Source organism: Sandaracinobacteroides sp. (assembly GCF_057137845.1).
This window is the reverse complement of the sequence record NZ_DBNHFX010000007.1, coordinates 1-2,604: the sequence shown is the minus strand read 5'-3', so window position 1 is coordinate 2,604 and position 2,604 is coordinate 1. Positions and strand designations below refer to the sequence as shown.

Genomic DNA, 2,604 nt, shown 5'->3' with positions numbered 1-2,604 from the left:
TGCGCCAGATGCAGCGGCACATCGACGTAGCGGCCATGCTGCTTCTGCTTGTAGTGCGTCAGTTGCAGTTCGTTGGTCTCGGCATAGAAGCGCTGGCCGACGGCGTCGACATCGAACCAGGAAAAGGCGGGCAGCAGAAAGTTGCGCAGATGCACGGTCTGCCTGCCGGGACGCGCAATTCCCGGCCAGATCCCGCCCGATTGGCCCTGATTGCGAAGATGCCACATTTCGGCACCCGCCTTTTGCAGGATGCGTAGCCCGTCGCCCCGGTTGTGTGGCGTGCCCAGCGGCCGCGCATCGGCCAGGCCATAATAGTCGCGTTGCATTTGCGCGTCGGCTTCGAATCCGCCGACGCACAGCATGACGCCCTTGCGCGCCCGTATGGCCCGCTGTCCATCGCCTGTTTCGATGATGGCGCCGAATACTTCCAGCGTATCGGCGTCCTGCACCAGATCGACGACAGGGCTTTGATACTGCACGGGGATGCCTCGGTCCTCGACGTTGGTGCGCAGGGCGAGCCACACGCCGGACGGGATGGGCAGGATCGTCGCAGTGTAGGTGACGGCTTCGCTTGCGCCCAGATCAGGGAATTCCAGCACGGCATCCCGCTCGGTGAACCCGGTTCCGCGCAGATACTCGCTGCCGGCCCGGCTGGCGACTTGCTGAATCCAGGGTTCGAGCGTGCTCATTCTCGTGGCCCATTCCTCGATCATGCCGTCAGGTAGCGGGTTCGATTCGCTCATGCGGTGTTGATACCGCGCCAGCGCCTGCGGATTTTTCGCGATCAGCAGCGACTGGCCCGATACCCGGCAGTTGCCGCCTGCTTCTGCTTCGGGCGCCTTTTCGACGATCAGGATTTCAGCGTCGGGCGCGCAGTCATGTGCCTCGATCGCGGCGCTGGCGCCGGCCGCGCCGAAGCCGCAGATCAGCAGATCGACGCTGCTGTGCCATCCGCCCAAAGCGGTTTCGACATAGTTGATGCTGGCCATGACATGCTCCGCCACGAAGAAAAGTGAGTGCTGAAGATTATGTCGTGCCCGTTGTCAGATGGATAAAATCCTTGTCCGATCGCACAACTGATGGTTGATGCGAATAATGGACGCCCGCCAGTTTGAAATCCTCGTCGCCGTCGTTGACAGTGGACAGATGGCGAAAGCCGCCGAACGCGTCGGGCTGACGGCGCAGGCGGTTTCCAAGAGCATCGGACGCCTGGAGGAAACGTTCGGCGGGTCGCTGCTGGAACGCACCCCGCGCGGGGTCTTTCCGACGGCGCTGGGTGAGGCCATCCTGCCCCATGCCCGTATGATCGTTGCCGAGCTGGGAGCGCTGCGCCGAAGGGCTGGCGATATGCTGGCGCGGACGCCGGGGCGGCTGGTGGTCGGCCTTGGTCCGGTCGGGGCGCTGAGTGCGGCGGGAAAGCTGCTGGCGCGGCTGCATCTCGTCTATCCCCGGCTGCGACTCGATGTGGTGTCGGGGATCGGGCGGACGTTCAGCCGGGATCTGCGCGAGGGCGCGATCGATCTGGCAATCGCCAGCGCAACCGAGCCGCCGGACCCGCTGGTGCTGTCTGAAGTGATCGGTTCGGCAGCGTGGGGCGTTTTCGGACGCGACGGGCATCCGGCGCTTTCCGCCGCGCAGGGGCTGGCTGATCTGGGGGGCCAGCGCTGGCTGATCGGGGGCAACACCGCAACGCTGGACGAAGCCATCGCCCACAGCTTTGCCGGCGCTGGCATGAAGCCGCCGGCACCGGGCACCACCACGACGTCGATCGTCTATGCGCTGATGGCGCTGCGCGAATGCGACGATCTGGCCATTCTGCCTGGCAGCCTGGCCAGGATGGCGCCGGGGTTGATGTTCCGCCAGTTTCCCGGCTGCGACTGGGAGACGCCGCTGCTCTTGATGCGCAGGCGCCGGGGGCATGTGGACCCGCTGCTGGCCGACGTGATCGAGCGATTGCGCCGGACAGCGCCGGACTGACAGCGCCGGCCTGACGCCCTCAGTCCGGGCGTGGCCCGGCCAGTATCGGCGCGTATTTCACCACGAACAGGCCGAATCCCAGCGCCCAGCACAGCCCCGACAACACCAGCAATGGCATGTAGGCTGCGGGAATGAATGCAGCGGCGATGCGGACCAGCGTCGCCAGCACCACGAGCGCGAAGATCGCAACCACGCCGCGATCGGCCTGAAGCGCCCGTCCGGTGTGGCCCAGCGTCACGCGCGGCATCACTGCGACGATCATCGTGCCGATCGCGCCTGCCGTGAAGGCATGCACTGCGGCCGGCATTGGCACGCCGCTGACGAACAGGCTGGCGCCCAGCATCAGCGCGCCGATCCCGATCCACAGATAGCCGATATGCAGAACCGTCAGCAGCGGTTCCGAAAGGGTGGAAAGCCCCTGCCAGCGAACAAGCCGCCACAGGTTGAGGACGCCCGCCAGCAGCAGCAGCGCGCCGACCGGCTTTGCTTCGGGCAGGAAGGCCCAGGCAACCAGCCCCAGTTGCAGCGAAACGATGGCGGCGGTGTCGACATGGTTGTGCGTCGGCGGCAGCGACGTGACCCGTTGGCGCATCAGCCAGTTCCGCGTGAACGCGGGAATGATCCGCC

The 2,604-nt window shown here is 65.8% G+C and carries 3 protein-coding genes; 1 reads left to right on the top strand and 2 read right to left on the bottom strand.

Annotated elements, in window-relative coordinates; genetic code table 11:
• On the bottom strand, positions 1-989 hold a 989-nt coding region (locus tag AC16JP_RS00220; RefSeq protein WP_484338588.1), incomplete at its 3' end, for an FAD-binding protein.
• A 106-nt stretch (positions 990-1,095) separates the two neighbouring features.
• Here AC16JP_RS00220 and AC16JP_RS00215 point away from each other — a divergent pair.
• Positions 1,096-1,977, top strand: coding sequence for a LysR family transcriptional regulator (locus AC16JP_RS00215; protein ID WP_484338587.1), 882 nt, complete (start codon positions 1,096-1,098; stop codon positions 1,975-1,977).
• 19 nt (positions 1,978-1,996) lie between these two features.
• Here AC16JP_RS00215 and AC16JP_RS00210 read toward each other — a convergent pair.
• Positions 1,997-2,604: NnrS family protein (locus tag AC16JP_RS00210; protein WP_484338586.1), on the bottom strand; the 608-nt coding region annotated here is incomplete at its 5' end.

Excerpts from the sequence above, each read along its gene's own strand:
- AC16JP_RS00215 (WP_484338587.1), top strand. The coding sequence starts at position 1,096 with ATGGACGCCCGCCAGTTTGAAATCCTCGTCGCCGTCGTTGACAGTGGA.